Source organism: Thiobacillus denitrificans DSM 12475 (assembly GCF_000376425.1).
Lineage (GTDB): Bacteria > Pseudomonadota > Gammaproteobacteria > Burkholderiales > Thiobacillaceae > Thiobacillus > Thiobacillus denitrificans.
Genome location: NZ_AQWL01000002.1, coordinates 136,973 through 159,501, shown reverse-complemented (window position 1 = coordinate 159,501; position 22,529 = coordinate 136,973). Strand labels below are relative to the sequence as shown.

Sequence of the window (22,529 nt, the reverse complement as noted above, 5' to 3'; positions counted from 1 at the left end):
GAGAAGACAGTGCATCACTTTGCCAAACCTGCGTCCGGCATCGCCCGGCTCGCTGCCCTGGTCCTGGCGGCGGCCATGCCGGCCGTGCCGTTCAACGCCCTGGCGCAACATGCGCACGGCAACCTCACCGCGGTCGCGGAACTGCAAGCCAAGTCCGGCAGTGCCGTCGAGGGCAAGCTCACGTTCCACGAAATGCCCGGCAAGGGCGTGCACATCGAAGGGCGGGTGAGCGGACTGACCCCCGGCAAACATGGCTTCCACATCCACACCAACGGCAATTGCGACTCTCCCGACGGCATGAGCGCGGGCGGCCATTTCGCCCCCACCGGCGGTCGCCACGGCGCCCCCACCGACAAGGAACACCATCCGGGCGACCTCGGCAACATCGTCGCCAATGCCGAGGGCGTGGCCGACGTCGACGTGATGGCGCCCGGCCTGACCATCACCCTGATGGGTAAAAGCTCGATCGGCGAGCGCAGCATCGTCATCCATGCCAATGAGGACGACTTCTCCGACCCTGCCGGCAACTCGGGCGCCCGCGTGGCCTGTGGCTATATCGATCTGGTCGAACTGCACATGCGGATGTAGAAACGCCGCTGCGCGCCAACCTGCAGACGCATTCGATCTACGCGTCTCCGGGGCGGCGACCGGATGGCCGGCCCGGGCTTAGCGTGGGCCCGCCGGCACGGCCTTGCGGCCGTTCACACGCTTATTCCAGATCCTGCACATACCAGTCCATCGCCTCGGCCAGGCCTTCGCCGATGCGGTGCGTCGGCGCATATCCGAGCCGCGTGCGCGCCTTCGTGATGTCGGCGAGCGAATGGCGCACGTCGCCGGCGCGGAAATCGCGGTAGACGGGCTTGAATCCGGCCAGATGCGGAAACTTCGGCGCGAGCAGGGCACGGATGGCTTCAAACAGCTGGTTCAGCGTGGTGCGGTCGCCGACGGCGACGTTGTAGACCTGGTTGGCCGCTTCCGCGTGCTGGCTGGTGGCGGCGAGCAGGTTGGCCTGGATGACGTTGTCGATGTAGCAGAAGTCACGGCTGGTTTCGCCGTCGCCGTTGATGTAGACCGGCTCGTTGTGGATCATGCTCGCCACCCATTTCGGCACCACGGCGGCATAGGCGCCGTCGGGATCCTGGCGCCGGCCGAAAATGTTGAAGTAGCGCAGGCCGATCGATTCCATGCCGTAGCAGCGGCCGAACACGTCGGCGTACAGTTCGTTCACCAGCTTGGTCACCGCGTACGGCGACAGCGGTTTGCCGATGACGTCCTCGACCTTGGGCAGGCCGGGATGGTCGCCGTAGGTGGAGGAGGACGCCGCGTAGACGAAGCGCTTGACCCCGGCGTCGCGTGCGGCGACCAGCATGTTGAGAAAGCCGGTGTTGTTGGCGGCGTGGGTGGCGAGCGGGTCTTCCAGCGAGCGCGGCACCGAGCCGAGCGCGGCCTGGTGCAGCACGTAATCGACATCCTTGCAGACGGCATGACAGGTGACGAGATCGCGGATGTCGCCGCGCTTGAAGCTGAAATTCGCCCAGCGTTCGGGGCCGACGCCAGCCTGCACCTGCGCCAGATTCTTTTCGTGGCCGGTGGCAAAATTGTCCAGCCCGACGACGCGCTGGTCGAGCTGCAGCAGGGCCTCGACCAGATTACTGCCGATGAAGCCGGCGGCGCCGGTGACGAGCCAGGTCTTTGACTCGCCGCGAAGCTGCGTTTTCAGCGCGTCGAACGCGGTCATTACAGTCTCCAGAGTGCGAAGCCCGCGGCTTCCACCACAGCCGGATCGTAGGCCGACTTGACGTCGGTGAACGCGCCGCCCTTGTTCAGCCTGGCTGTCAGTTCGGCAAACGGTTTTTCCAGGTAGGCGCTATGCGACACTGCCGCGACGATGGCATCGCATTGCGGGAGGTCGCCCCACGCGGTGAGGCTGATGCCGTATTCGTGTTCGGCTTCGCGGGCTTCGCCGAGCGGGTCGTGCACATGCACGTCGCAGCCGAACGACTGCAGTTCGCGGATGACGTCGACCACCTTGGAGTTGCGCAGGTCGGGGCAGTTTTCCTTGAAGGTGAGACCGAGCACGTTGACCCTGGCGCCCTTCACCTGCACCCCGTTGGCGATCATCTTCTTCACCGTTTCCTGCGCGACGTAGGCGCCCATGCCGTCGTTGATGCGACGTCCGGCGAGGATCACCTGCGGGTGGTAGCCGAGCATGTCGGCCTTGTGGGTGAGGTAGTAGGGGTCGACGCCGATGCAGTGGCCGCCGACCAGGCCCGGGCGGAAGGGCAGGAAGTTCCACTTGGTACCGGCCGCTTTCAGCACTTCCAGGGTGTCGATGCCGAGGCGGTGGAAAATCAGCGAAAGCTCGTTCATCAGCGCGATGTTGAGGTCGCGCTGGGTGTTCTCGATCACCTTGGCGGCCTCAGCCACCTTGATGCTGCTTGCGCGATGCACCCCGGCGGTGATCACGCTGCCATACAGTTCGGCCACCTTGTCCAGGGTGGCCGCATCGTCACCGGACACGACTTTCACGATCCTGGTGATGGTGCGTTCCTTGTCGCCGGGATTGACGCGCTCGGGCGAATAGCCGACGTGAAAATCCTGCCGCCATGTCATGCCCGAGTTCTTTTCCAGGATCGGGATGCAGACCTCCTCGGTGGCGCCGGGGTAGACTGTGGACTCATAGATGACCGTGGCGCCTTTTTTCATGTACTTGCCGACCGTGGTGGAGGATCCGACCAGCGGCGAGAAATCCGGAATGTGCGCCGCGTCGACCGGGGTGGGCACGGCGACGATGATGAAGTCGGCCTGCGCCAGGTCGGCCGGGTCGGCGGTCACCGTCAATTGCGTGGCGGCCTTGAGGTCAGCCGTCGACACTTCGCCGGTGGGGTCGCAGAATCGACGGTAATGCTCGATTTTTTCAACCGAGAGGTCATAGCCGATGGTGGTCATTTTCTTGCCGAATTCCACCGCCAGCGGCAATCCCACGTAGCCCAGCCCGACAACCGCAACAACACTCATGCTTGGATTCCCCTATGAATAGAAAGTTTTTGCTGCCGCCCGGATTGTATCGAATTTGTGTGACACTGCTGGGCCACCGCCACCGGCTGACAGGGCACTCTGCCAGCAAACGGCATACCAGTTGGGCGTTGCTGGCCCTGTTTGCCGCGCTGCCCGCCTACGCCGACGTGGCAGACACGCTGCTCGCGGTGAAGCCGGGTGTGGTCGGCGTCGGGACGTTCAATCCCAGCGGCAGTCCGCGCGCCAACCTGCAGGGCACCGGCTTTGCGGTGCTCGACGGACGCTACGTGGTGTCGTGCGCGCACATCTTCCTCAGACAGCTGGACAGCGAGAAGAAGGAAACCCATGCCATCTTCGTCGGGCGCGACCGTCAGGTGGCGGTGCGCACCGCGCAACTGATCGCCACCGACCGTGCGCGCGATCTGGCCCTGCTGAAAATTGCCGGCAATCCGCTGCCCGCGCTGAAGCTGGGCGATTCGGACAACGTGCGCGAAGGCTGGCAGCTGTATTTCACCGGTTATCCGATCGGCTCTGTACTGGGGCTCAACCCGTCCACCCACCGCGCCGGGCTCGCCGCCGTCATTCCCATTTTCACGCCGATGCAAAGCGCCTCGCAGTTGAATGCGCGCGCACTCAAACAGGCACAGCAACCCTATGAGGTGTTCGAGCTCGACGCCATCGCCTATCCCGGCAATAGCGGCAGCCCGGTGTGGCACCCGGAAACCGGCGAGGTGCTGGGCGTTGTCAACTCGGTATATGTAAAGGGGGCGAAAGAGGCCGCGCTCACGGCACCGAGCGGGATCAGCTACGCGATCCCTGCAAAATATGTGCATCAGCTGCTGGCGCAGGCGCTGCCGAAGGCACCCTGACCGCACCTACATACCCCCGGTCAGGCTGACGCCGAGGCCGAGCGACTGCTGGCTGTGGTTGTAATCGATCAGCGATTCGCCATAGCCGTTGAAATACTGCACGTAACCCCTCAAACGCCCGTACAGCGGGAAATTCCAGTTTAACTTCAACGCGCCGCGATTGTCCGACATCCGGAAGTTGTTGCGCAGCAGCAGCGAATACGTGTTGCGCCCTTTGCTGTAGACCGCCTGCAGATCGCCGTATCCAAGGTAGTCATCGATATCGGGGTTGTCGTCGCCGTCGTGTGCCGGAATCCGGTACCAGGGGCGAAGCAGCAGGGCCAGGTTGCCGCGCTCGAATCCGAACTGCGCATACACCCGGTTCCAGCTGCGCGACAGCGCTGCGCCGCGGCCGTTCGACTGATGCACCAGCCCGAGATTGATGAAGCTCCCGCGAAAACCGGCCAGATCGTAATGGGTACGGAACACCAGCATTGCCTCCGGTTCGTAGTTGTTCTCGCGGAACGGCGAGGACATGCTGCTGTTGTAGGCCTGCCAGAACGAGCGGGCGGTGTAGCCGAACCACAGGTCGACGTTGTCGTAGCCGAACACGCCCTGCATCGCCTTGATCTTGAAACTCAGCTGCAATTCGGTCTCGACGGAATCGAGCCCGATGCCGGCCTGCGCGGGCGTTGCCTGGAACGGGGTATTGTTGGGCGAATTGCTGACCTTGAGCGGCAGAAAATAATTCGGGTGATGCGGGCGGAACAGGAAAGCACCCCGCTTGGCTTCGTCATCGAGTTCCCAGTGGCGCGACAGCGCCGAAAGCAGCTTGGGCTCCGGCGGCGCGGCGGGGGCCGCGACCGGTGTTGGCGCAGCGTGCGGCTCGACGCTGGAAACGGCCGCCGGCTGCGGACGTCCGGCCAGCCGGTCGTAACACGCAAGCCGTTCGGCATCCGCCGAAATCGCGCTGCAGCTTTCCCAGTCGGCAATCGAAGTGGCCTGCGCGTTTCCCAGCAGGCCCACGCACAGCAGGACCAGCGGAATTCCGCCGGATGCAGGTCTCGTGGCGCTCGTCTGCACCTGGCGCTCAGTCGAGAATCACGCTATGCCCCGGTAGCGGCGCCTGCGCGTCCCAGCCGAACTGCTTCTGCAAATCGGCGGCGAAACCGGTTGCCACACTGTCTTCGCCGTGCACCACGAACACCTGGCGCGGCTTGCCGCGAAAGTGGCCGAGCCAGGCGAGCAGCGCGCTGCGGTCGGCGTGCGCCGATAACCCGCCCAGGGTGTAGAGGTCGGCGCGCACTGGAATGTCCTCGCCGAGCAGGCGCACCCGTTTGGCACCGTCGACCAGGCGGCGGCCGAAGGTGCCGGCAGCCTGGAAACCGGTGATGAGGATGGTCGATTCGCGACGCGGCAGGTTGGCGCGCAGGTGAAACTTGATGCGGCCGGCTTCGCACATGCCGCTGGCCGAGATGATGACGGCGCCCCCCGTGATGCGATTGAGCGCCTTCGACTCCTCCACGTCCTCGACGAAATCGAGCTTGCGGAAATGCGCCGCACCGCCGTGCCGCCCCATCAGTTCGTGGGTTTCGGCATCCAGCAGCGCCATGTGCTTGAACGTGATCTCGGTGGCGGCGGTAGCCATCGGCGAATCGACGAATACCGAGAGTCTGGGAATGCGCGCCTGCCGCGTCAGATCGGCCAGCAGATAGAGCATGTCCTGGGTGCGCCCCACCGCGAAAGCGGGAATGATGACGTTGCCGCCTTTTCTTTCGATGGTGTCGTTGACCGCCTCCACCAGTTCGTCCTGCGTCGCCGCCATGCTCTTGTGCTCACGGTTGCCGTAGGTCGATTCGACCAGCAGGTAATCGGCCTCGAAGATCGGCGTGGGGTCGCGCAGCAGCGGGCGCGCGGGCTGGCCGAGATCGCCGGAAAAGACGATCTTGCGGCGGCGCGAGCCTTCGCCCACCCACACCTCGACGATCGCCGAGCCGAGAATGTGGCCGGCATCGCGGAAGGTGCAGCGCACCTGTGGATGCGGTGCGATTTCCAGATCGTAGTCGACCGCGTTGAGGCGCTTCAGCGAGGCCTGTGCCTGCGCCACCGTGTACAGCGGGGCCGTGTCGCGGGTTGTGCGCCGCGTATCGCCCCCGCGCCTGGTCATGCCCTGGCGGAAGCGACCGAGGTTTTCGTACTCGGCCTCCTTTTCCTGGATGTGCGCGGAATCCGGCAACATCACCGCCAGCAGGTCGCAGGTGGCGCGGGTCGTGTGGATCGCGCCGCGGAATCCGAGTGCGACCAGCCGCGGCAGCAATCCAGAATGGTCGATGTGGGCGTGGGTGAGAATGACGAAATCGATCGTGGCCGGATCGAAATTGAAGGCGCGGCGGTTCTTCTCGCGCGTCTCGCGTCCGCCCTGGAACATGCCGCAATCGACCAGGAAGCGCACGCCGTCGGCTTCCAGCAGATAGCTGGAGCCGGTCACCTCGCGCGCCGCGCCGAGAAAAGTCAGCTTCATGATGGAGTACCGCGCAGCATCAGCCCCGCGAGGTCAGGCAGAGGACTCGATTTTACACCGGAGCAATGTCCTCTCCTTTCCACTGCGCGCCGATTCCCGTGCTGAAGGAATCCCGCGGATCCGGACACCTCGCTGCTTGCCGCCCCGCGCGCGCCCGTGTTCCGCCTTAATCCGGATTTGCATCGTCCGCACGCGTGGCGCCGATACCGTGAAGAAAAATGGGGAACACCAGCTTTCCCTCTGAGGTCAGCGATTTTTGCGCTTCGATGACGGAAACGCGCAGCACCAGGCCCTGGATGATGCCGGTGAACATGACAGCGGCGCCATGCTCGTCCAGATCGGGGCGGACAAGATGCTGTGCCTTGGCCTGGGCCAGGAGAGCGCTCACCCTGGCCTCGTAGTCCGCCAGAATGCTGCGTATCAGTTCCTTGATCCTGGGGTTTTTCTTTAGCAGCTGGTCGGTAAATATCAGCTTCGGAATCGCCGGCACCTTGTCGACGAAGCCCAGATGGGCATAAAACATTTTCTCCAGCGAATCGAGCGGATCCCTGCCCTGATCTGCCGCCATATCCAGCACGCTCATCAGGCGGCCGCGCACCCAGTGGATGACTCCCAGCCAGATCATGTCCTTGGTGGGAAAGTGACGGAAAATCGCGCCCTGCGTGACGCCCACGGCCCGGGCCATGTCCTGCGTCGTCACCTTGTCCACGCTCTGCTCGCCGGCAAGCTCCACGGCGGCCTTGATGATTTCTTCCTGACGCTCTTCCGCCGATAGCCGTTGTCTGCGTTCGCTCATTGCCTGTTTTCCTTGTCCCGTGTTTCACTGATTTCAAAATTTCCGGATGCGGCTGCCATGACCGCAGGGTGCCGAAGATACTTTTCTTTACTCTCGCAGCAGGCCCGTTGCCATGAGATGGCGATTCGTCACTTACGCTGCAGGTCATGCAGCAGCCTTTGATAATCGGCCGACTCCTCGATCAATCGCGGCCCCAGCGCGCGCAACCGGTCCACGGTTTCCGCGGGCAAGGTATACGAAGTTGGAATTCCGCGAAAGAAATCGCGCTCGGCAGGATCCTTGATCGCGTCGAAGGTCACTTCGGCCAGGTAGAAATCGAATCCGGCTTCCGCCCCGCCAGCCGGCTGCTTCTCGTTCTGCTTGCGCATCTGCCCGGCCCAGCCCTCGAAACTGGTCTTGAGGAGTTCGACGGTTTCAAACGAATAGCGGTTGATCGGGATGTCCTTGACCGCCCTGAAGACCTGGGTGATGGTCGGCACCGCCTCCCTGCGGTCCAGAGACAGATCCGGGGCGGTCTCGGCATTGACGACGATCAGCACCGCCCTGCGAAGCCGTTCGAGCCGCATGGTGCGGGCGAGCTCCAGCGGCCCGTTGCCGGAGGCCACCCGGTCCAGCATTCCGCGCAGGCCGATATTGTCGGTGAGGCCGCCATCCAGCAGATGAAGATAGGGCCTGGTTTCGGAGTCGAGATAGGAACGCACCTCGGCGGCCTTGTAAATCTGTCGCGCGGTCGTCCCGCGGGGGTTCCCGGCAACGTGCTCCGGCCCATGATAGCCACATTTGCCGCCGTAGTTCCTGACGGTGAGCGGACTGAACACGATGGGCACCGCACTCGAAGCCGCCACCGCCCGCGCCAGCGGAAACGAGGAAAGATCGGAACAGAGCAGGTCGAACTGATCCTGGGTGAATTCGAAGCGCGTGCCCAGCGACATGTCGCTGGCGTTGATCATCGCGAAAGGACGACGCCCCTGCGCGGCCAGGTCGCCAAACGTTGCGTGATCGAAAATCTCGTCGTCGAGGTATTCGGCCACCAGATCGATCCTGCCGAATTGCGGCGACGAGACGCGCGCCAGGTTGACCGGGGCAAGCAGCTTGCGGGTAAGTTCGCCCTGAACATCCCGCTTCAGGAACCGGCTCTCGAAATCACTGAAAATCCGTTCGCCGTAAAGGGCATAGTAGGCAGCGGTAAAGCTGCCACCGGACACGGAGGACACGATATCGACTTCGTCGAGCAGGCGGCCGGGCTTTCCTTGCCGGACGATTTCGGTGCGGGCGAGATGCTCGAGCACCCCGTAGGCCAGGGCGGCGGCGCGGGTGCCGCCCCCCGAGAAGGTGACGACGACCAGCATGTCGTCGGCCTCGTCCGGGCTGGCGAGATTGGTGAAACGGTAGCCATGGGCCGGGTCGTATCGATCCAGCGGCGGGTTCGCCGGATAATGCGCGCAGCCTGCGAACGAGAAGACGCAAGCCAGCAGCACGCATCGCCGGAAGCCCGCTCCGCGCGCGGTCAGCGCAGCATATGCCCGCCGCCGGTTGCCGGCATATCCGGCTGACGTCATCGCGGCGCCGCGGTCATCGCGGTACGGAACAAGGCAAACTGATCGAATGCCTCGTGCAGCAGCCGTCTGCGCTGACACAGGTTGAGATTCAATCCGAGCGCCAGGCTCTGGATCATGCCGATGAAAACCCCCGCAGCCGCCTGCGGGTCGATGTCGGCCCTGATCGACCCCTGCTGCCTGGCCCGGGCAATCAGCCGGAAAATGCGCAATTCGTAATGGCCGATGACCTTGCGGATGCGCCGCCGAATGCGGCTATCGCCGCCCTGCGCCATCCACCCCAACAGGTGCCCGGGTATCTCGGGATGGCGCGCGATGAACACGGCCTGAACCTTGAATACACGCTCCAGCTCAAGGAGCGGGTTCCGATCGCGCTGCACGCTGTGTTTCATCAGCCGCAGCAAGCGCCCGCGCGCACGGGAAACGAAGCGGTCCCGGGCGCCGTGGCTGTCCAGGCCCGGTTGATGGAGCACATGCTCCGTCGCATCGGCAAACAGGTAATCGCGCGTGGTTTGCAGCCATTTTTTTAAATGTGCCGGCTTGAACGTATGGGTGTCGTCCGTATTCATGATCGATCTCCTGCTGTGCGCGCCAGGGAAGGCGCGCGGATGGCAATGGCTCACTGGACGGCGTCTTTGTTACCGTAAAAATGCGCCACGAAGGGCTTGCGGAATTCGCTGTGGCAGTTGTAGCAGCTGGTCTGCAGCTTCTGGAAGGCGAGGATCACGCCCGGGCCGTCCTGGGACTTGGCCGCTCTGCCCACCGCCTGCGCCTGATCGTGGGTGTCGCCGTCATACGCCTTGAACTTCCCCATGCTGGTACCGGCGAAGCGCAGGATGCGCATTTTTTCCGCCAGCGGCGGCTGTGGATGGTCGGCGATCAGGGGCGCGATTTTCTCTACCCGTTCCCAGTCCTCGCGGGAAATGCCGTCGGTGATGGCCTGCATGTTCTTGCCCAGGTCTTTCATGATTTTCTGCAGGGCCAGCGGCTCGGCGGCATGCGTGCTGCCTGCGGCGAAAAACAGGCAGGAAGCGGCGAGAAGATTGAATACGCGATTGCGCGGATTGTTCATGTCAGGCCATCCTTTTCTTGAAACGAAGTGAACTCATGGTCAGAAGCGCCGTGCCCAGCACCGCCAGCGCGGCGAACTGCGGCCACAGGATGTCCCAGCCGCTGCCCTTGAGGAAAATGTCGCGGATGATGACCAGGAAGTAGCGCAGCGGATTGAGATAGGTGAGCCATTGCGCCGGCTCCGGCATGTTCGAGATCGGGAACATGAAGCCGGACAGCAGCACCGCGGGAAGATAGAAGAAAAACGACGACATCAGCGCCTGCTGCTGGGTCTGGGAGATGGTGGAAATGAACAGGCCGATGCCGATGGTCGACATCAGGTACAGTCCGGCGCCGAACAGCAGCAGCGCCAGGCTGCCGTGGATCGGCACGTTGAACCAGCTGATCCCGATCGCGGTGACCACCAGCACGTCGATGAAGCTGATCAGCACGAAGGGCAGGGTCTTGCCGAGGATCAGCTCGAAGGAACGGATCGGCGTCACCATCAGCTGCTCCATGGTGCCGATCTCGCGCTCGCGCACGATGGCCATGGCCGTGAGCAGCAGGGAGATCAGCAGCACCACCACGGCGATCACGCCGGGGACGTTGAAATAGCGGCTTTTCAGGTCGGGGTTGAACCAGGCGCGCGAGCGCAGCTCGATCGGCTCGGTCTGCGGTGGCGCCAGCTGGTCAAGCTCGCCCGGCCCGACGCGCGCCCGGGAAAATTCCTGGGTGATGCGCTGGGCGTAGTCCATCGCCACCGTGCCGGTGTTGGAGTCGGTGCCGTCGACAATGGTCTGGATTGCCGCCTGCCGCCCGGATTTCAGATCCTCGGCGAAGCCGTGGTTGATCTGGATGCCGATGGTGGCCTGGCCGCGGTCGAGCAGTTCGCCCAACCGCTCCGGCCGGTCGGTGCTGTCCACCACAGTGAAGTAGCCGGAGGCGGTGAAGCGCTCGATCAGCGCACGGCTCTGCGGGCTCTTGTCGAGATCGCACACCGCGGTCTTGATGTGATCGACGTCGGTGGTCACGGCATAGCCGAACATGATCAGCTGGATCACCGGCATGACGAAGATCAGCGCCTTCATGCGCGGGTCGCGCAGCACCTGGATGAACTCCTTCACCAGCATGCGATAGATACGTTCCCACATACCGCCTCCGTCAGGCCAGTTTCTTGCGGAACTTGCCGAGGGCGACGGCGAACACCGCCACCGCGAACAGCCCCAGGAAGATCAGGTCGCCCGCCACGAATGCAGGCGGGCTGGCCTTGAGAAAAATGTTCTTCAGCACCTCGACGAAATAGCGCGCCTGCACCACGTGGGTGACCGCCTGCAAAAAACGCGGCATGTTGTCGATGGAATAGAGAAAGCCGGAGAGCAGGAAAGCGGGCAGGAAGGTGACCACCATCGCCAGCTGGCTCGCCACCAGCTGCGACTTGGCGATGGTGGAGACCATGATGCCGAGGCTCAGCCCCCCCACCAGGAACATCGCGGTGACGCCGAGCAGGAACAGGAAGCTGCCCCGGAGCGGCACGTCGAACACCCATACCCCCATCGCCACCGAGAACAGCACATCCAGAACGCCGATCACGAAATACGGCGCCATCTTGCCGAGGAACAGCTCGATCGGCTGCACCGGCGTGGCGATCAGCTGCTCCATGGTGCCGCTCTCCCACTCGCGCGAAACGGTGAGCGAGGTCAGGAGCGCGGTGATCACCGTCATGATCACCGCGATCAGGCCGGGGATGATGAACCAGCGGCTTTTCAGCTCGGGGTTGTACCAGACGCGCAAACGGTTATCCACGGCGAGCTCGACCTTGCTGTCCAGACGCGTCGTGCTGAAGCGGTTGGTGATCGCCTCGGCATAGCCCAGCGCGATGGTCGCGGTGTTGGCGTCCGAGCCGTCGGCCAGCACCTGAACCCGGGCGCTGCGCCCCTGCTCCAGGTCGCGTGCGAAATGCGGCGGGATCACCAGCGCCAGATGCGCGCGGCCCTGGTCGAGCAGGGCGCGTACGTCGGCGTAGTTTTCCACCGTTGCGACCACGCTGAAGTAGCTGGAGGCCGGAAACCCTTCCACATAATGACGGCTGGCGGCACTCTTGTCCTGGTCGTAGACGACGAGATTGAGTGTCTTGATGTCCATGGTGATGGCGTAGCCGAACAGGATCAGCAGGATCAGCGGCATCAGGAAGGCCATCGCCAGCGAGCGCGGATCGCGGACGATATGGATGAACTCCTTTTTCACCAGCGCCCACAGCCGGATCCACGAGAAGGTGCGCGGCTTCATGTCTGCGCGCCCTCTGTGCTCCGGCGATCCTCGAGTTCGACCAGTGAGACGAACACATCTTCCATCGAGGGTCTCACCTGAGTAATCCCTGTCGCCGCCAACCCGCGCCCGGCCAGAAAATCGCCCACTGCCGTAGTTGCCGCACCCGCATCCTCGACCACCGCGTGCAGGGTATCGCCGAACAGGGCCACCTCCTTCACCAGCCCCGAATTTTCCAGCTGCTCCAGCACCTCGAACGGGTGCTCGACCCGGATCTCCAGGATATCTTCGGGAATGACGGTCTTGAGCTCGGCGGGCTTGCCCTTGGCGATCATCCTGCCGCGCGAGATCAGCGCGAGCTCGTCGCAGTACTCGGCCTCTTCCATGTAATGGGTGGTGACAAACACGGTGGTGCCGCGCTGCGCCATCTGCGCAATCAGATCCCAGAACTGGCGGCGCGACAGCGGGTCGACCCCCGAGGTCGGTTCGTCGAGAAACAGGATCGGTGGCTCGTGCAGCACCGCGCAGCCCAGCGCCAGGCGCTGTTTCCAGCCGCCGGCCAGCGACCGGGTCAGGTTGTCGCGCTTGTCCGCCAGGCCCGCCATGTCCAGCACCCAGTCCTTGCGTTCACGGCGCCTGATCCGGGGCACGTTGTAGATGCCGGTAAAGAAATCGATGTTTTCCTCGACGGAAAGATCATCGTAGAGCGAAAATTTCTGTGACATGTAGCCGATATGACGCTTGATGGTCTCGGACTCGGTCATGATGTCGAAGCCCGCCACCCGGCCCGCGCCGGAACTCGGCAGCAGCAGGCCGCACAGCATGCGGATGGTGGTCGACTTGCCCGCGCCGTTGGGGCCGAGAAAGCCGAACACCTGGCCGGTTTCCACGCTGAGCGAGACGCGATCGACGGCGACGAAATCGCCGAATTTCCGCGTCAGGTCGTGCACTTCAACGGCGTATTCCGGGCTCATGCCGCCGCCTCGGCATCATCTCGCGTCACCCAATGGATGAACACGTCTTCCAGCGTCGGAGTGATGATCTTTTCCGCCAACACCGCGATGCCCGCCTGCTGCAGGATGGCCCTGATCTGCTCCGCTTCAGCCGCATCTTCGGTATATAGATGCAACATGCCGCCGAACAAGCTGACGCGACTGGAGCCCAGCTGCGCGGCGAGCGCCTCGCGCGCGTCCCGCGGCTGTCCGGTTTCCAGTTCCAGCAACTGGCCGGGGAGGCCTTCTTTCAGTTTCTGCGGGGTGTCGCACCGGATCAGGCGGCCGCGATGCATCAGGCCGACGCGGCTGCAACGCTCCGCTTCGTCGAGGTAGGCGGTGGAAACGAAGATCGTCACCCCTTTCTTGAGCATGGCGTAGAGGATGCGCCAGAAATCGCGCCGCGACACCGGGTCGACGCCGTTGGTGGGTTCGTCGAGAAACAGGATTTCCGGCTTGTGGATCAGCGCGCACGCCAGTCCCAACTTCTGCTTCATGCCGCCGGAAAGATTGCGCGCCTGGCGCTTTCTGAACGGCGTCAGGTTGGAGAAACCGAGCAGCTTCTCTTCCAGCGGTTCACGATCGCGTCGCGGCACTTCGTACAGATCGGCGTAGAAGCGCAGGTTTTCCTCGACCGTGAGATCGCCGTACAGGCCGAAACGCTGCGACATGTAGCTGATTCGCGCCTTGATGGCCTCCGCGTCGTCGTGGATGGAGAACCCTGCCACCGTGGCCTGGCCTTCGCTGGCGGCGAGAATGCCGGTCAGCATGCGCATGGTAGTGGTCTTGCCGGCACCGTCAGGCCCCACCAGGCCGAAAATTTCTCCACGCTGCACTTCCAGGTCGAGCCCGCGCACCGCCCACATCTCGCCGAATGCGCGGCCCAGGCCGCTGACCGCGAGGGCGATATCGCTCATGCCATGTCTCCGTGCGCCGCCAGCGGCTTCATTGCCCGATCCCGCCCGCAGTCGAGATGTACACATCGCCCGGCATGCCGGGCTTGAGCGTGCCATCCCGGTTGTCGACGGTCACATTCACCGCAAACACCAGCTTCACCCGTTCTTCCTGGGTCTGTACGTTCTTGGGCGTGAACTCCGCCTGCGACGACACATAGCTCACCCGACCCTCGAATTCGCGATCGGGAAAGGTGTCGACCTTGACCCTGGCAACGGCGCCCAGGCGCACCTTGCCGATCTGGTTTTCGGGGATGTAGACCCTTAGCCAGGGCCGGGAAATATCGGTGACCGTCACCACCGGGCGTCCGGCACCCAGGGTTTCGCCCACTTCGGCATGCTTGCGGGCAACCACGCCATCTATCGGACTGGTCACCTGCAGGTCCGCCAGCGCGACGCGGGCGGCAGTAGCCGCGGCCTGCGCTTCGTCGCTTTGCGCGCGCGCCGCGTTGATGGTCTCAGGACGATAGCCGCTTTGCAGCAATTTGAACCGTTCCTGCGCAGCACTTGCCTGCTGGGCCGCGACGACGGCGGCGGTGTGATCCTTGTCGCGCCGCTGCTGGCTGATGGCGCCGCCCTGGAAGAGCACGTCGGAGCGCCGCGCCTCTTCGCCAAGATTAGCCTGGTTGGCACGTGCCTGTTCGACCTGCGCACGCGCCTCGGCGATTTCTGGCGCGCGGTAGCCCTGTTGCAGGTCCTTCAGGCGGGCCGCGGCAGCCTGCTGCGCGGCTTCCGCCTGGCGCAGCCGGGCGACGGCCTCGCGATCGTCGAGCGCCGCCAACAGGTCGCCCGCCTTGACGAGGCTGCCTTCATCCACCGGCCGCTTGTTCAGGATGCCCGGCACCCGGAAGGCGGCGGCGACTTCGGTCGCATCCACGGTGCCCGAGGCGAATACCGTGCTTTCGTCCGGCCGCTCCGTCCAGGGTGCGAGCTTCCACAGCACGGCGGCGACGATACCGGCGGCGACGACCCCGCCGATGACGATCTTCCTGTTCATAGTCTTGCTCCTTGCTGGATGGCGTGCCCCGCAAGGTTTTTTGCGGTGAGGCTTGGATCGGGAAAAGCAGCGGCATGCGCGTTGCCGGCAGCGATGTCGGCCTCGCAAGCCGTTATGCCGTCGTGCCAGGCGAGGTAGTGCGCAAATATGCGGGGAGCGATGCCGGATGAGGACGGTTCCATGCCTGTTTTCCTGCCGGCCTCCGCGGGCCGGAAGCTGTCCGGCGCGAGCTCGCCGGTGGCGCGCAGCAGCTGCGCCTGGCTCACGGTGATGTCGTATCCCGCCTGCAGACGATTCGCCGTGGCCGACCACAGGGCGGATTCGGCACCGAGCAGGTCGGTGATGGTGTTTTCGCCACTGTGATAGCGCAGGGTCTCGATGCGCAGCGCTTCGCTGGCCTCGGTTTCTCCCTGGGCGGCCGCATCCAGCCTGGCTCGCGATTCGGCCAGCGCGCCAAACGCCTGCTCGACCTCGCTGGCGATGCGGTTGTGCGCGTCTTCCTGCAGCAGGGCGTTTTGCTGCTGCTCGATCCCTGCCTGTTCCACCCGGCGCTTGCGGATGTTGCCGTCGAACAGCGGCAGGGACAATTGCACGCCTATCTGCGAGTCGTCGTAACCGGTCCAGTCGCTGCCGGTGCTCTCCTGCGCCCTCGCCACCAGATCGACTTGCGGCAGCCGGTCGCCACGGGCGATGGCGGTTTTCTGCCGTGCCACCTTGCCCATGGCGTCGAGCCTGAGGATATCCGGACGCTGCTGCAAGGCGCGGCTCAGCGCGACTTCGAACGAAGCCGGCAGAACCGGGGCGGTTAGCCCCGGCGCGGACAGGACAGGGGCCGGTCCGCGCTCGCCCAACAGGGCGACCAGCAGCGAAAGCGCATCTTTCTCGCCCTGCGAGACCGACACCTTGTCGTAGCGTGCCTGCGACAGCTGCGTCTGCAGCCGGATCAGGTCGAGCCGCGCGGCGCGCCCTTCCCGAATGCGCAGGCCGATGTCCTTTTCCTCCCGCTGCAGCACCTTGATGCGGGAGTCGATAACCTGTCCGAGCTGGCTGAAATGCAGCGCCTTGGTGTAGGTGGCGACAACATTGAACAGCAGGTCCTGCCCGCTGGCACGCACCCCCTGGACCGACGCCTCGCGGCTGTGCGCGGCCAGCGCTTCGCCCGCGACCAGCCTGCCGCCGCGGTAAAGCGGCAGCGTCAGCGCCAAGCCGATATTGGCAATATCCCTGTCCATCGGCGGGAAAACGCCGGCCTCGCGGATCGGCGTGATCAGGCTCGGGTAGGCATGGCGCGTGTACGCCGCGTTCAGGTCGACCCTGGGCATGCGCTGGCCACGGGCAATGTCCTGCTCCAGCGTCTGCCGGCTGACTTCGGCTTGCTGGCTTTTAATGGCCGGATTGAATTGCGCGGCTCGCTCCATTGCCTCCCACAGAGGGAGCGGATCGCTGGCAAACGCTGCTTTCGAGACTGCAAGAAGAAAGATGAACAGCGGCAACCGTGACAGGGGTTTCATAAGCGCATCCATTCTGAGTTTTGCATGAAATCCGCATTAAGTAAGTGACTGAATACTTATTATTAGACTCAAATTGCGTTTGTCAACCATTGATGGCCGCCTTCTCTTGTCCATTGATTAAAGACCATGCAGTCAAGGCGATTGAAAACTTACGGCAAGCCATAGACGGGTGCTCGCCGGAGCCGCACGGCGCCGGCCGTTGGCCACGCTGCGCACGGACTACAGCCGATTAGGCACAGCGGGCGCAAATGAAGCATGGAAATATTTCACGCGATTGTTCCCCGGGCCGGGATTGCCGGGGGACGAAGCGCTTCGAGAAAAACCGGGAAGGTGCGTGCCGCCTCCGTCGCCAGCGTGCGCGCCACCAGGGTGCGCTGGCCGCGCAGGATGGAGGTTTGCAACACCAGCCCCTGGATCATGCCCAGATACAGCGTGGCGGCAGCATGAACGTCGAGGTCGGCGCGCGCCTGCCCCTGCGCCCGGGCGTCAGTCAGCAGCGCCGCGATTTTCGCCTCGTAATCCAGCATGGTCTCGGTTACCAGCCGCCGCAGTACGGTACTGCGGCCATGCAGATGCTCCGAGGTCAGAATGCGCGGAATGGCCGGATGGGCCGTGATGAACGCGATATGGGCAAAGAATATGCGCTGCAGCGCATCCAGCGGATCACGCCCCTGTTCGGCGGCGCGTCCCAACCCGCTCACCAGGCGCTCGCGCACCCACTGCATCACCGCCAGCCAGATTGCATCCTTGCTGAGGAAATGGCGGAACACCGCACCCTGCGTTACGCCCATCGCACGTGCGATGCCCTGCGCGGTCACTTTATCGACCCCCTGACTGGCGGCCAGATCGAGCGTCACGTGGATGATTTCCTCGCGCCGTTCGTCGGCACCCTGCCGTTTGCGCGCAAGTTCTTCAGACATCATTAGCCCTTTAGATAGTGATCGAAAACTATCTTATTAAGGCGATCCCAGGGCGTCAAGCACCCCTTCAGGCCGACTCAGACTTCGGGATGATCGAGACAGCCCAGCATCGCATCCGCCAGCCCGCGCATTTCGCCGGCGCTGGTGACGTAGGGCGGCATCACGTAAACCGTGTTGCCGATCGGGCGGATGAACACGCCGTGCGTCAGCGCCATCCGGTGGAAGCGCGTGGCGAAGCCGGGGCCGGCGTCCGCCACATCAAACGCCCAGATCATGCCGCGCTGGCGAAAGTGGCGCACTCGTGAGTGAGCGGACACTTCTGCCAATAAGCCCGTGAATTCCTGCGACTTGCTGCGATTGGCGGCGATGACCTGATCCGCCTCGAAAATATCCAGCGTCGCTAGCGCGGCGCGGCAGGCGAGCGGATTGCCGGTGTAGGAATGCGAATGCAGGAAGCCGCGCGCGGTGGCGTCGCCGTAGAAGGCGGCATAGACGGCGTCGGTCGTCAGCACCGCCGACAGCGGCAGATAGCCGCCGGTGATGCCCTTCGAGAGGCAGATGAAGTCAGGCCGGACGGCCGCCTGTTCGCAGGCGAACATCGTCCCGGTGCGGCCGAAACCGACGGCGATTTCGTCGGCAATCAAGTGCACCCCATATTGGTCGCACAACTCACGCGCCCGCGTCAGATAAACCGGGTGGTACATCGCCATCCCCGCCGCGCCCTGCACCAGCGGCTCGACGATGAAGGCCGCGGTTTCGTCGGCGTGTTCGGCAAGATGCGCTTCCAGCACGGACGCGCAGCGCAGCGCCCAGGCCTCGGCCGTTTCGCCCGCTTCGGCCAGCCGTGCATCGGGCGTGGGTACCTGCACGCTGTGGCGCAGCAAGGGAGCGTAGGTGGACTTGAACAGCGGAATATCGGTCACCGACAGCGCGCCGACGGTTTCGCCGTGGTAGCCGTTTTGCAGGCTGATAAAACCGTTTTTCTCGGGCTGGCCTGCGTTGCGCCAGAAGTGGGCGCTCATTTTCAGCGCGATCTCGGTGGCCGAGGCGCCGTCCGAACCATAGAAGGCATGGCCCAGCCCGGTCAGCTTGGCCAGCCGTTCTGACAATTCCACTACGGGTTCGTGGGTAGCGCCGGCCAGCATCACGTGCTCGATCTTCCCCAGCTGATCGACAATGGCGGCGTTGATGCGCGGATTGCAATGGCCGAACAGATTGACCCACCAGCTGGAAATCGCGTCGAGGTAACGGCGCCCGTCGACGTCGACCAGCCACGCCCCTTCGCCGCGCGCAATCGCCAGCGGCGGGGCGGCCTCCAGCTGTTTCATCTGGGTACAGGGGTGCCACACGGCGGCACGGCTGCGGCTTAATAAATCGTTGTCGGTCGCCATTAGGTTCGATAGTCCAGGTGTCGATTCTGCGCGGGGCTTTGAGGACTATCGCCAATGCGAATCCCCCCGGAATTGACGTTAATTCGAATAGCTGTCATGGCTGTCGACGATAAGAACGATAGTCGCTTGGGATTGAGTCGCTGATTCTAGCTGGCTTACCAGCTGGCAAGAATCATCCTGTCGCCCGCGATTGCCTCGTGGCCGCTGTTGTTATGCGCACCGGGTGTGCGCAACACATCCTGTGTTCCTGACGCGCTATTCAAACCGCTGCCTCCGCCGGCTGCCTCCGGTAGACTCCGAGAAGCCGTATTTCAACCGGCTCGAAAGTGCCTGGGAAAGCCGGGGCAATTCAAAATCCGCTAGAGGAAATCGAGCGCGAAAGAAATAAAAGAAGCAGGATGGGAAAAGAAAAAATGAGATCAATCCGCTTGCCGCTCCGTTTGCCCGGAGGCGTGGCGACGCGCGCAAGGTCGGTTCGTGATGCGTGAACACTCCGCCCTGGAGGTGCTTGCCGTTCGGGAGATAGAAATCCAGGACCGCGAAGGCGCCATCTGGACTGATGCCGACCGGGCCTGGGCAAGCCGCACCGCAGCGGAAATCGTCGGGGAAAAGGGCGAGGCGGAAAACTTCGTGGCCAAGCGTGCGACGTTGCTCCTGGAGCGCCTCGCTGACCGCAACCGCGTGTTGCCGGCGTCGATACGCGGCATGCATTGGCAACCATGGTACGGCTGGACCGCCGTCTTCGCGGCCGGCATCATGGGTATTGTGGTCGACCGGATCGGAGCCAATCATCGCATCGATCTGCTGGCCCCTCCGATACTCGCCCTGATTGGCTGGAATGTGCTCGCGTATTTCATTTTTTTGGGGAGCCGGATGTGGCGCCCCGGCGCTCACCGTGTCCTCGGCCCGTTGCAGAGGCTGACGATGCGCATTGTTCACTTCAGCTCAGCCTCCGGGTTCCTGAGATCCAGGGCGGCGTTCTCGACCCGTGATGGTGCCGCCATCCCCGGCCTCGCAAACCTTACGAGCGCGTGGTTTGTTCTGGCCCACCCCCTCTATGTGGCCAGGGTTAGACGCATCCTTCACTCCGCAGCGATTGCGCTGGCGCTTGGGGTGATTCTGGGTTTTTACTTCCGTGGGTTCGTTTCCGAATACCAGGCCACCTGGGAGAGCACCTTCCTGGACGCCACCGTCGTTCATGGAGTGCTGGCCGCCATATTGGCACCGGGGGCATGGCTGACCGGAATTGCAGTCCCCGATCTGGCACATATCCAGTCAATACGCGCGCCTTCGAGCGAGAACGCCGCAAACTGGCTGCATCTTTACGCCGCCAGCATTTTCCTGATCGTGCTGGTGCCTCGAATCGGTCTGGCATTGCTCGCATGGGGCAAGGAAAGGAAACTCTCAGAAAATCTCCAGATGCCCCTCGACGACCGGTATTTTCAGGTTCTGCTGCGAGGATTCCACACGGTGGCGGAGCGCGTGCGCGTGGTTCCATTCAGCTACACGCTTTCCGAGGTGGCACGGACCGGACTGGAGTCCGTGCTGACGCGCTCGTTCGGGGGGAGCGTGTCGGTGGTGTTCGAACCGCCGGTACGCTGGGAACACGACGAAAGCGTCGTGATTCACATGGCGAGGCAGGGCAGTGAGCCGGTCGTGGCCTTGTTCAACCTTGCGGCAACGCCCGAGGAGGATGTGCATGGCGCTTTTCTGGACGCGCTGAGGAAACACTACGGAACAGGGCACAACCTGATCGGCATGGTTGACGGTTCGGAATACCTGGCACGCTGGCCCGGTGAAGACGCCCGCCTGGAAAAACGTTGCAGGATTTGGAGCGATGTGTTCGCGTCGCACCGGGTACCGATGGTCTACGTGAATCTCGCCGCCCCCGACCTGCAAGCAACGGAATCGGCCATCGATCGCGCGCTCGCCTCGACCGAAGCGCAGGGCCACACATCATGACCGCGCCAGCCATCAATCTCTCCCTGATTGCCCACACAAACGTCGGCAAGACCACACTCGCGCGAACGCTGCTGGGCAGCGACGTGGGCGAGGTCCGGGACGAAGCGCACACGACTTATGAAGCAACGTCCTACCGCCTTGTCGAGACGGATGAAGGTGATTCGCTGCTGCTTTGGGATACGCCGGGATTCGGAAACAGCGCCCGTCTCCTGAACCGGCTGAAGCAGCACGGAAATCCGATCGGGTGGTTCCTGTCCGCGGTTTGGGATCGATACACCGACCGCGCGTTCTGGCTCACGCAGGTGGCGGTGCGCAATGTCCGTGACGAAGCGGACGTGATCCTTTATCTCGTCAATGCATCGGAGCTGCCGGAGGATGCGGGATATCTGGCGCCCGAGCTCGCCGTCCTGGAATGGATTGGCAAGCCGGTGATCGTTCTGCTGAACCAGACAGGAAAACCTCGTCCGTCGGAGGAGGAACTGGAGGACGAGACCCGATGGCGCAATGCGGTGAAGCAATGGACCGTCATACGGGACGTATTGCCGCTGGACGCCTTTGCGCGTTGCTGGGTACAGGAGCTGTCGCTTTTTTCAGCGATTGCGAAGGTGCTCCCGGCGGAAACGGTTCCATCCTTTGAACGTCTGACAAGGCGTTGGGAGGCCCGCCGCGAGCGGCAATTCAGCGAGGCCATGGAGGCGCTCGCGCAGCCTATCGCCCGGGCAGCGTGCGACAACGCTCCGATGCCCGAAACGTCCATGCTCAGCCACCTGGGCAAGTTCGTCGGAGTCCCTCAAAAGGAGGACAAGAAAGCAGCGGCGGCGGCTGTGCGCGACATGGGGGAACGGCTCAAGAAGGATCTTCTTGAAAGCGCGGAGCGCCTGATTGCCATCCATGACTTGAAAGGGCATGCAGCTCAGGAGCTACGTTCGAGGCTCGAGGATGTCTCTGCGACGCAGGCCCCCATCGACGAGCACAAGGCTGCCGGCATATTCGGCCTCGTGTCGGGAGCCCTCAGTGGCCTTGGCGCCGACCTCATGTCTGGTGGCCTGTCCCTGGGCGGAGGCATGCTGGTTGGCGCGGTCCTGGGTGCGTTGGGCGGGGCCGGCGTGGCGAAGGGCGTCAATGTGGTACGGGGCGCGAAGGCGCCCGTCCTGAGATGGGACGAGGCGTTCCTGGACGCCCTGGTGATTTCCGCACTGATGCGCTATCTCGCGGTCGCCCACTTTGGTCGCGGGCGCGGGGAATGGCGCGAGGGGGAATATCCTGCCTTCTGGCTCGAGATCGTGACTCAATCCGTGTCCAACAGAAAGATGCATCTGGCGAGAATCTGGAAGCATCGTGACGCAGCCTGCTCCAGCGAGGAAATCGGCGCAGAGTTGAAGCCGGTGCTGGAGGCCATCGCACGTGTGCTGCTCAGGCGCCTTCACCCGAGGAGTCGTGACGCATGAGTTGCCCCTGTCTCAGCCTTCGACGTGCAACCTGAAATGGAAACTCGGCGACATGGCGCCTGCGTTCATCAGGCTGCTGTTACTTTTTGTCGCAGTCGCCAGCTGGGGAATCGGCAGCCCGCCACGGCAAAGCACCCGTAGTCGCGCAAGCAGGCTGCAAGCCCAACAATCAAGCAAAACACACCCCTCGCTTCCTCAAAGGCGAGGTATTGGAACCACTCGGGGTACAGGTCTGCATTCAGGGCATCCGTAAGTATGTCTGAGGCAGGGGAGGAATTTGTCAGGTGACCGCAAAAGCCAC

The 22,529-nt window shown here is 63.5% G+C and carries 20 protein-coding genes; 4 read left to right on the top strand and 16 right to left on the bottom strand.

What is annotated here, in order from left to right; translation table 11 throughout:
* Window positions 1-9: 9 nt before the first annotated feature.
* A complete protein-coding gene (locus B059_RS0103100) occupies window positions 10-588 on the top strand; it encodes a superoxide dismutase family protein (RefSeq protein ID WP_018076781.1) in 579 nt (192 codons plus the stop codon).
* Between the two features lie 121 nt (window positions 589-709).
* Here B059_RS0103100 and B059_RS0103095 read toward each other — a convergent pair whose 3' ends face one another.
* A complete protein-coding gene (locus B059_RS0103095; protein WP_018076780.1) occupies window positions 710-1,738 on the bottom strand; it encodes an SDR family oxidoreductase in 1,029 nt (342 codons plus the stop codon).
* Complete coding sequence (locus tag B059_RS0103090) at window positions 1,738-3,018, bottom strand: nucleotide sugar dehydrogenase (protein ID WP_018076779.1); 1,281 nt, start codon at window positions 3,016-3,018, stop codon at window positions 1,738-1,740. The genes B059_RS0103095 and B059_RS0103090 overlap by 1 nt, the downstream gene beginning before the upstream one ends.
* Before the next feature lie 14 nt (window positions 3,019-3,032).
* Here B059_RS0103090 and B059_RS0103085 point away from each other — a divergent pair, with 14 nt between their 5' ends.
* On the top strand, window positions 3,033-3,887 hold the full coding sequence (locus B059_RS0103085) for a S1 family peptidase (RefSeq protein ID WP_081601574.1): 855 nt from the start codon (window positions 3,033-3,035) through the stop codon (window positions 3,885-3,887).
* Between the two features lie 6 nt (window positions 3,888-3,893).
* Here B059_RS0103085 and B059_RS0103080 read toward each other — a convergent pair whose 3' ends face one another.
* The 14 genes from B059_RS0103080 to bioA form a co-directional block, all read right to left on the bottom strand.
* Entirely contained in the window at window positions 3,894-4,949 is a 1,056-nt protein-coding gene (locus B059_RS0103080; protein ID WP_018076777.1) for a phospholipase A, read from the bottom strand.
* Between the two features lie 7 nt (window positions 4,950-4,956).
* Entirely contained in the window at window positions 4,957-6,387 is a 1,431-nt protein-coding gene (locus B059_RS0103075) for an MBL fold metallo-hydrolase RNA specificity domain-containing protein (protein ID WP_018076776.1), read from the bottom strand.
* A gap of 166 nt (window positions 6,388-6,553) precedes the next feature.
* Window positions 6,554-7,183, bottom strand: a complete 630-nt coding sequence (locus tag B059_RS0103070) for a TetR/AcrR family transcriptional regulator (RefSeq protein ID WP_018076775.1) — start codon at window positions 7,181-7,183, stop codon at window positions 6,554-6,556.
* Window positions 7,184-7,311: 128 nt separating this feature from the next.
* Window positions 7,312-8,742, bottom strand: coding sequence for a patatin-like phospholipase family protein (locus B059_RS0103065; protein WP_018076774.1), 1,431 nt, complete (start codon window positions 8,740-8,742; stop codon window positions 7,312-7,314).
* Window positions 8,739-9,308 (bottom strand): hypothetical protein, encoded by a 570-nt coding sequence (locus B059_RS0103060; protein ID WP_018076773.1) that lies wholly within the window; start codon window positions 9,306-9,308, stop codon window positions 8,739-8,741. The genes B059_RS0103065 and B059_RS0103060 overlap by 4 nt, the downstream gene beginning before the upstream one ends.
* A 50-nt stretch (window positions 9,309-9,358) precedes the next feature.
* Window positions 9,359-9,811 carry a cytochrome c gene (locus B059_RS0103055; protein WP_018076772.1) on the bottom strand — a complete coding sequence of 151 codons (453 nt, stop codon included), beginning with the start codon at window positions 9,809-9,811 and terminating at the stop codon, window positions 9,359-9,361.
* 1 nt (window position 9,812) lies between these two features.
* Window positions 9,813-10,940, bottom strand: a complete 1,128-nt coding sequence (locus tag B059_RS0103050; RefSeq protein WP_018076771.1) for an ABC transporter permease — start codon at window positions 10,938-10,940, stop codon at window positions 9,813-9,815.
* Between the two features lie 10 nt (window positions 10,941-10,950).
* Window positions 10,951-12,075: an ABC transporter permease gene (locus B059_RS0103045; RefSeq protein WP_018076770.1), complete on the bottom strand. Its 1,125-nt coding sequence runs from the start codon at window positions 12,073-12,075 to the stop codon at window positions 10,951-10,953.
* Complete coding sequence (locus tag B059_RS0103040; RefSeq protein WP_018076769.1) at window positions 12,072-13,028, bottom strand: ABC transporter ATP-binding protein; 957 nt, start codon at window positions 13,026-13,028, stop codon at window positions 12,072-12,074. Before B059_RS0103040 ends, B059_RS0103045 begins: the two co-directional genes overlap by 4 nt.
* Window positions 13,025-13,963: an ABC transporter ATP-binding protein gene (locus B059_RS0103035; protein ID WP_018076768.1), complete on the bottom strand. Its 939-nt coding sequence runs from the start codon at window positions 13,961-13,963 to the stop codon at window positions 13,025-13,027. Before B059_RS0103035 ends, B059_RS0103040 begins: the two co-directional genes overlap by 4 nt.
* A gap of 28 nt (window positions 13,964-13,991) precedes the next feature.
* Window positions 13,992-14,996, bottom strand: coding sequence for an HlyD family secretion protein (locus B059_RS0103030; protein ID WP_018076767.1), 1,005 nt, complete (start codon window positions 14,994-14,996; stop codon window positions 13,992-13,994).
* Window positions 14,993-16,507 (bottom strand): TolC family protein, encoded by a 1,515-nt coding sequence (locus B059_RS0103025; RefSeq protein WP_018076766.1) that lies wholly within the window; start codon window positions 16,505-16,507, stop codon window positions 14,993-14,995. The genes B059_RS0103030 and B059_RS0103025 overlap by 4 nt, the downstream gene beginning before the upstream one ends.
* Window positions 16,508-16,773: 266 nt before the next feature.
* Window positions 16,774-17,427 (bottom strand): TetR/AcrR family transcriptional regulator, encoded by a 654-nt coding sequence (locus tag B059_RS0103020; RefSeq protein WP_038058123.1) that lies wholly within the window; start codon window positions 17,425-17,427, stop codon window positions 16,774-16,776.
* Window positions 17,428-17,504: 77 nt separating this feature from the next.
* A complete protein-coding gene (bioA, locus tag B059_RS0103015) occupies window positions 17,505-18,818 on the bottom strand; it encodes an adenosylmethionine--8-amino-7-oxononanoate transaminase (protein WP_018076764.1) in 1,314 nt (437 codons plus the stop codon).
* Between the two features lie 480 nt (window positions 18,819-19,298).
* Between bioA and B059_RS0103010 the strand changes: the two genes are divergently transcribed.
* Window positions 19,299-20,780 carry a DUF2868 domain-containing protein gene (locus tag B059_RS0103010; protein WP_018076763.1) on the top strand — a complete coding sequence of 494 codons (1,482 nt, stop codon included), beginning with the start codon at window positions 19,299-19,301 and terminating at the stop codon, window positions 20,778-20,780.
* A complete protein-coding gene (locus tag B059_RS0103005; protein ID WP_018076762.1) occupies window positions 20,777-22,228 on the top strand; it encodes a GTPase domain-containing protein in 1,452 nt (483 codons plus the stop codon). Before B059_RS0103010 ends, B059_RS0103005 begins: the two co-directional genes overlap by 4 nt.
* Window positions 22,229-22,529 lie beyond the last annotated feature (301 nt).

Bases quoted from the DNA above. Each gene is read 5' to 3' on its own strand.
- B059_RS0103020 (WP_038058123.1), bottom strand. From the start codon at position 17,427: ATGTCTGAAGAACTTGCGCGCAAACGGCAGGGTGCCGACGAACGGCGC.
- B059_RS0103030 (WP_018076767.1), bottom strand. From the start codon at position 14,996: ATGAACAGGAAGATCGTCATCGGCGGGGTCGTCGCCGCCGGTATCGTC.
- B059_RS0103085 (WP_081601574.1), top strand. From the start codon at position 3,033: ATGAATAGAAAGTTTTTGCTGCCGCCCGGATTGTATCGAATTTGTGTG.
- B059_RS0103025 (WP_018076766.1), bottom strand. From the start codon at position 16,507: ATGAAACCCCTGTCACGGTTGCCGCTGTTCATCTTTCTTCTTGCAGTC.
- bioA (WP_018076764.1), bottom strand. From the start codon at position 18,818: ATGGCGACCGACAACGATTTATTAAGCCGCAGCCGTGCCGCCGTGTGG.
- B059_RS0103040 (WP_018076769.1), bottom strand. From the start codon at position 13,028: ATGAGCCCGGAATACGCCGTTGAAGTGCACGACCTGACGCGGAAATTC.
- B059_RS0103010 (WP_018076763.1), top strand. From the start codon at position 19,299: ATGCGTGAACACTCCGCCCTGGAGGTGCTTGCCGTTCGGGAGATAGAA.
- B059_RS0103065 (WP_018076774.1), bottom strand. From the start codon at position 8,742: ATGACGTCAGCCGGATATGCCGGCAACCGGCGGCGGGCATATGCTGCG.
- B059_RS0103090 (WP_018076779.1), bottom strand. From the start codon at position 3,018: ATGAGTGTTGTTGCGGTTGTCGGGCTGGGCTACGTGGGATTGCCGCTG.
- B059_RS0103050 (WP_018076771.1), bottom strand. From the start codon at position 10,940: ATGTGGGAACGTATCTATCGCATGCTGGTGAAGGAGTTCATCCAGGTG.
- B059_RS0103095 (WP_018076780.1), bottom strand. From the start codon at position 1,738: ATGACCGCGTTCGACGCGCTGAAAACGCAGCTTCGCGGCGAGTCAAAG.
- B059_RS0103070 (WP_018076775.1), bottom strand. From the start codon at position 7,183: ATGAGCGAACGCAGACAACGGCTATCGGCGGAAGAGCGTCAGGAAGAA.
- B059_RS0103055 (WP_018076772.1), bottom strand. From the start codon at position 9,811: ATGAACAATCCGCGCAATCGCGTATTCAATCTTCTCGCCGCTTCCTGC.
- B059_RS0103045 (WP_018076770.1), bottom strand. From the start codon at position 12,075: ATGAAGCCGCGCACCTTCTCGTGGATCCGGCTGTGGGCGCTGGTGAAA.
- B059_RS0103060 (WP_018076773.1), bottom strand. From the start codon at position 9,308: ATGAATACGGACGACACCCATACGTTCAAGCCGGCACATTTAAAAAAA.
- B059_RS0103005 (WP_018076762.1), top strand. From the start codon at position 20,777: ATGACCGCGCCAGCCATCAATCTCTCCCTGATTGCCCACACAAACGTC.
- B059_RS0103075 (WP_018076776.1), bottom strand. From the start codon at position 6,387: ATGAAGCTGACTTTTCTCGGCGCGGCGCGCGAGGTGACCGGCTCCAGC.
- B059_RS0103035 (WP_018076768.1), bottom strand. From the start codon at position 13,963: ATGAGCGATATCGCCCTCGCGGTCAGCGGCCTGGGCCGCGCATTCGGC.